Here is a 5,395-nt window from a genome sequence, read left to right on the forward strand (position 1 = left end):
GTGCGGTATACAGAAATAGCAGCAATACGATTTAAAGAGTTCTGGAATGACTAAAAACTGTCCGGAAATTTCTGAGGTTTGCGGCTACCTCCCCTAAATGAGAATCAATTAATTAACAACATACGAATCATTAACCACCTACCCTTAATTATTATACATGGGCAAAATGATATAATATCGCCTCCAGAAAATGCGTTTGAGCTCCATCAAAAATGGCCTAATTCAACGTTTATTATGGTTGATAATGCGGGGCATTCCGCCTCTGAAGCTGCAATTGCAGTTAAATTAAAACAAGCAACCGAAATCATGAAACTGAAATTCGGTTAGAGGCCTGGGTAATCCCTCCATTTTTAACCGAAGCTAAAAGCAGAGGATTAAGCAACTAGTGCCGATTTTTGCCTTGGAGGAATTCCTCCTATAGCAGTATTGGGTCGTTCATTGTTGTACGTCCATAACCATTGTGTCGCATGTAGTTGTACCTCGGCAATACTTTCAAATAAATATTGGCTTAGCCCAACCTTGGAACACCATAGGTTTTGCGGGAGGTAACAAAATACTCTTTAATTGATTGGCGGAGTAGCATTTTCTAAATGTCTTTTACCTTGGCCTACACGTGGCCCAAGCATAATAGACACTAGTAGACACGTTTAAAGCCCGGCAAAGCAGCTTGGTGCTGTGGAAAGCTGATTGACATTTTATCATCGCGTAGATCGCTGACTTTCCTTGGCGAAAAATGCGGCTGCCTTTTTAGGATTTCACGTTCCTCTTCAAGTTCCGCGCCCCAGATCTTAAGCGCCTTAGCTCTAACTCTTTCTCATTAAATTGAGATTCATTAATTGCTTACGCCAATTGTATAAATTATTTTCCGGAACACCTAACTCTTTGGCAACCTGGTGAATTGATTTATGATCTTGTTCAAGTAGCTCAACAGCTTTTAACTTAAACTCTATAACTATTATTACTCATCCTAACTCCTTATTAAGGGATTATATCCCTAGAAATCGAGGGAGGATCACCCTATTTTTCTATAAAACTTTAATTCTTTTAGCCGTATTCTAGCTAAAACTTTTAATGAGTCAAAAATGCTATTGATTGGCATTTTACTGGACCCCATTTTTCTATCTATAAACTCAATAGGAAATTCCATTATTTTTGCATTGATTTTATGTAAATTCCATAAAAGCTCTAATTTATATCCATAATTATTGGATATAAATTGCTTGGGTAATACTTTATTTAGGACAATATTATTTGTAGCCCTAAAACCGCTTGTAAAGTCCTTGTATTTACGAGTAAGAATTATTCTTGATAATTTATTTCCTAACTGAGAAAGTAGTTTACGACGAATTCCCCAGTCATTAGGAATTGAGCCTCCGTTTACGTAACGACTACCAATAACGACATCATTTAATTGCATTTTTTCGATAATAGGTAAAAGATAACGAGGTTGATGAGAAAGATCCGCATCAAACTCAATGACTATAGTAGCTTTTAATTGATCTAAACTATAACGCATAGCTTGCAAATAAGCTGATCCTAAACCCGTTTTATTAGGTTCGGTTTTTAAATGCAAATTATCATAAGTTTTTAGGAGACGGTTAACAATTGTTTGAGTATTATCAGTTGAGCAACTATCAAAAATTAAGATGTGAATATGTTTAATTAATGAAGTTATTTTAAAAACTTCATTAATAGTTTGTTCAATACACCGTTCTTCATTATAAGTTGGAATAATAATCACAATTATTTCATTATTTGTCATTTGCGAACTCCTTTTTAATTTATTTTCCTTTAATTTAAAGGTAACATAATTCATTTATGAGTTAATTAGAAGTATTGCAACAAAGAATTTTAAATTTAGACGTTATAGTACCCAAAGCTTTCAAATTACTCAGCTAAAAGTATATCTCCTCCTTATACATAGGAAAAAATAATAAAGCGGCATTGACAAATAATCTAAGTGTTAACATACTTCTGCAGCGCAGTCTCTCAAAATAGAACAAGCTTTTCTATTGTTATTTATTAAAAAAGGATTTAAATGAACAAAATTAGACCATTCCATCCTTTTGTAATTCTGTTTTCATTTCTTTTTTTGCTCCGCATATTGTTTATCTTAAAAGCAAATTTATTGGTTGAAGAAGCTTATTATTGGAATTACTCAAACCATCTTGATTTTAGTTTCCTTGATCATCCGCCTATGGTGGCTCTTTTAATAAAGTTAGGTATCTTAATTTTTAATGTTACTGAATGGGGAGTTCGTTTTGCAACTATTCCCTGCTGGCTCTTCACTAGCTACTATAGTTATAAATTAACTGTGTTAATACGAAAAGAAGCAGGATTATACGCAATAATGTTGCTAGCCATACTACCATTTTTTTTTATACATTCTTTAATTATCACTCCTGATATTCCGCTGATACTTTGTTGGTCTGCTGCTCTGTATTATCTATACCAAGCTATTATTATAGAGAACACTAAAAGTTGGTACTGGGCAGGAATATGGATTGGTTTAGGGTTACTTTCAAAATATACCATTTTGTTATTAGGATTAGCGACAATAGTTTATTTAGCAGGTGACCCTAAATCCCGAAAATGGTTCACAAGAAAAGAGCCTTATTATTGTGCTTTAATAGCATTGATTATATTTATCCCTGTTATTTATTGGAATGCAACTCATGATTGGGCATCTTTTTTATTCCAAACCTCACGCCGATTACATGATTATTATTCTTTTTCTTTTCATGAGTTGGTAGGTTTAGTTCTTATATATTTAACTCCAACAGGTGTCATGAGTGCCTGGATGCTATTTTCATCCAAATATTCTAAAAAATTTATACCTGTTAGAACAAAATATTTTTTCCAGGTCTATGTTTCTGTACCACTTATAATTTTTTCGTTATTTAGTTTGTTTCATGGAATAAAAATAAATTGGATTGGTCCCGTCTTTCTCGCAATCCTACCATGGCTTGCAATCTTAGTTGCTGATAATCAACAAATAATGGGCATCACTTTTCGTAAAGGATGGGCCATAAGTTTTGTAGTTATGTTGCTCATCTACAGCAGTATAATTTATTGTATTTTATCGAATAAACCGAAAATTAATGATTATCTATTTAAAAATTTAGTTCCTTGGGAAAATTTTACCTGGGAAATTTACAATATTGCTCAGCAGTTAGAGGGTAAAACTCATAATGCGCCAATTATATTACCCCTTGATAGTTATCATATTGCAAGTGAATATGCTTTTTATCAACAAAAATATTTTAAGCAAGGAAAAGTTAATACTTCATATAAAGTTATTGGTTCCCATGTTTTTGATTTAAATAGTTTGATGTATAAGTATTGGGGAAGTATTGATGAAATAAAAGGTAAAATTTTAATTTTAATTTCTCCAAAAATAACGACTTTTTCTTATTCGCAAATTACTAAAAAAATTATACCCTTATCTAATATAAAACGTATCCGCTATCATGATAAGCGACATAATTCGCCAGGTTTTTATTATGAAATCGTTAAAATATCTCAATAAATCAGAAATATTCTTTTTTATATCTTTGATTGTAGGAAATGTCATATCGAGCCAGATTGGCTATTAATTTTACATGATAAAAGACGATTCTGCGATTTTTGTTAGAACAGGCAGTCATTCTGATCTGTTTAAATAGTAGCTAATTTTGGAGAAATAAGAATGATTATAAGTAAAGGCACGCCAAGACAAAAACGTAGGGATATTTAATGACGTATTTAAAAACTATTTCTCCCACTGCTGCTGCTTTAGGAGCTGCGTTATTTTTTGGTGGTAGCACCCCTTTTGCGAAACAATTACTTAATCACATTTCACCTATTTTATTAGCGGGTTTGCTTTACGCGGGTAGTGGCTTAGGTCTTTTTATAGCTAGAGTGATAAGAGATAGAGGCTGGAGTCATTCCGGTTTGAAGAATAATGAATGGATGTGGCTATTAGGAGCTATTGCATTTGGTGGCGTGTTAGGCCCAATTTTATTAATGCTAGGCCTGCAACATACGAGTGCTGCTACTACCTCTCTTTTACTAAATCTTGAGGCAGTTTTAACCGCCGTGTTAGCTTGGGTGGTATTTAAAGAAAGCACTGATTTTAGAATTGTTTTTGGAATGTTAGTTATTGTTGCAGGCGGTATTTTACTTTCATGGCCACAAGGTCAAAGCACAGACTCTCAAGTGATAGGGCCATTATTGATAGCTGGAGCCTGTTTATGTTGGAGTATTGATAACAATTTTACTCGAATGGTTTCCACAGGAGATCCCTTATTCATAGCATGCGTTAAAGGCATGATGTCAGGTTTAGTCAGCATTACGATGGCCTTACTGTTAGGAGCTACTTTCCCTGCAATACCAACTATTGGTCATGCTATGGTTGTGGGTTTCTTTGGCTATGGTGCAAGTCTGGTATTATTTGTTCTTGCACTACGGGGCTTAGGAACCGCTAGAACAGGGGCTTATTTCTCAACTGCTCCTTTTATTGGAGCGGCCATTGCTATTCTAATATTTCACGAACAAACGTCTTCATTATTTTGGATTGCAGCAGGACTTATGGGCTGGGGTGTTTGGATTCATCTCACCGAAAACCATCTTCATGATCATACCCACAACACCTTGGATCATGCTCACAGTCACGTACATGATGAACATCATCAACATGAGCATGATTTTGCTTGGGATGGCAAAGAGCCTCACAATCATCACCACGAACACCTACCGATTAGGCATGCCCATCCTCATTATCCTGATATTCATCATCGTCATGATCATAAAGAGGACTAATTCGTTTTTGGATTTCGATGAAATAAATAATAAAGACCAGGCAATACCAACAAAGTCAAAAAGGTAGATGAGATAATGCCTCCAATGACCACGGTTGCAAGCGGTCTTTGTACCTCTGAACCGGTACCTGTAGCCAATGCCATGGGAACAAACCCAAGAGATGCAACTAATGCTGTCATCAGCACAGGGCGCAAACGAGCAATCGAACCCTTAAAAATAGCTTCTTGCAAAGGTAGCTGCTGCTCTCGCAATTTATTAATAAAACTAATCATTACCTGTAGCGGCTCGCTTTCATAAACGCCTCGGCTCGCAATCACCGCATTTTTTTGGCTCAGATTAATTGCGATTATAATTTATTTTTGGCCCACTTTAATTGCTTCTATAAATAGGATGACCCAAATTAATTGCGAATGAACCCACTTTATTTACCACTGAAATTCTCTCATCAAAACCAAGTTCAAATAGAATTTTTCCTATAACTCTTCTGGATCAGGTAGAATCTTGGGGTTTCGGGACGTATTTTACAGATTTAGCAGGTGGCATATTATGTGAATAATCAACCCCCTCATTACCAGCGCTTAAATATCCGTAAAAT

5 protein-coding genes and 2 pseudogenes are annotated in these 5,395 nt (G+C 35.0%); 3 read left to right on the forward strand and 4 right to left on the reverse strand.

Going from position 1 to position 5,395, the window contains the following annotated elements:
- Window positions 1–78: 78 nt before the first annotated feature.
- Window positions 79–327 (forward strand): alpha/beta fold hydrolase, encoded by a 249-nt coding sequence (locus E1P08_RS17865; RefSeq protein WP_133138125.1) that lies wholly within the window; start codon window positions 79–81, stop codon window positions 325–327.
- 47 nt (window positions 328–374) lie between these two features.
- Here the strand turns inward: E1P08_RS17865 and E1P08_RS16970 are convergent.
- From E1P08_RS16970 to E1P08_RS16980, 3 genes and pseudogenes are all read right to left on the reverse strand, one after another.
- Window positions 375–512: pseudogene (locus E1P08_RS16970) on the reverse strand (integrase core domain-containing protein); the annotation flags it as partial.
- A gap of 291 nt (window positions 513–803) precedes the next feature.
- Window positions 804–959 carry a transposase gene (locus E1P08_RS17870; RefSeq protein WP_133138129.1) on the reverse strand — a complete coding sequence of 52 codons (156 nt, stop codon included), beginning with the start codon at window positions 957–959 and terminating at the stop codon, window positions 804–806.
- 53 nt (window positions 960–1,012) lie between these two features.
- Complete coding sequence (locus E1P08_RS16980; protein WP_133138126.1) at window positions 1,013–1,762, reverse strand: polyprenol monophosphomannose synthase; 750 nt, start codon at window positions 1,760–1,762, stop codon at window positions 1,013–1,015.
- A 276-nt stretch (window positions 1,763–2,038) separates the two neighbouring features.
- Between E1P08_RS16980 and E1P08_RS16985 the strand changes: the two genes are divergently transcribed.
- Window positions 2,039–3,529, forward strand: a complete 1,491-nt coding sequence (locus E1P08_RS16985; RefSeq protein ID WP_133138127.1) for a glycosyltransferase family 39 protein — start codon at window positions 2,039–2,041, stop codon at window positions 3,527–3,529.
- Window positions 3,530–3,735: 206 nt separating this feature from the next.
- Window positions 3,736–4,800 carry a DMT family transporter gene (locus tag E1P08_RS16990; RefSeq protein ID WP_133138128.1) on the forward strand — a complete coding sequence of 355 codons (1,065 nt, stop codon included), beginning with the start codon at window positions 3,736–3,738 and terminating at the stop codon, window positions 4,798–4,800.
- On the opposite strand, the pseudogene E1P08_RS16995 reads toward E1P08_RS16990, so the two are convergent.
- A pseudogene (locus E1P08_RS16995) lies at window positions 4,797–5,075 on the reverse strand (efflux RND transporter permease subunit); the annotation flags it as partial. The gene E1P08_RS16990 and the pseudogene E1P08_RS16995 overlap by 4 nt on opposite strands.
- Window positions 5,076–5,395: the final 320 nt, after the last annotated feature.

It is taken from the genome of Legionella rowbothamii, from assembly GCF_900639985.1.
GTDB lineage: Bacteria > Pseudomonadota > Gammaproteobacteria > Legionellales > Legionellaceae > Legionella > Legionella rowbothamii.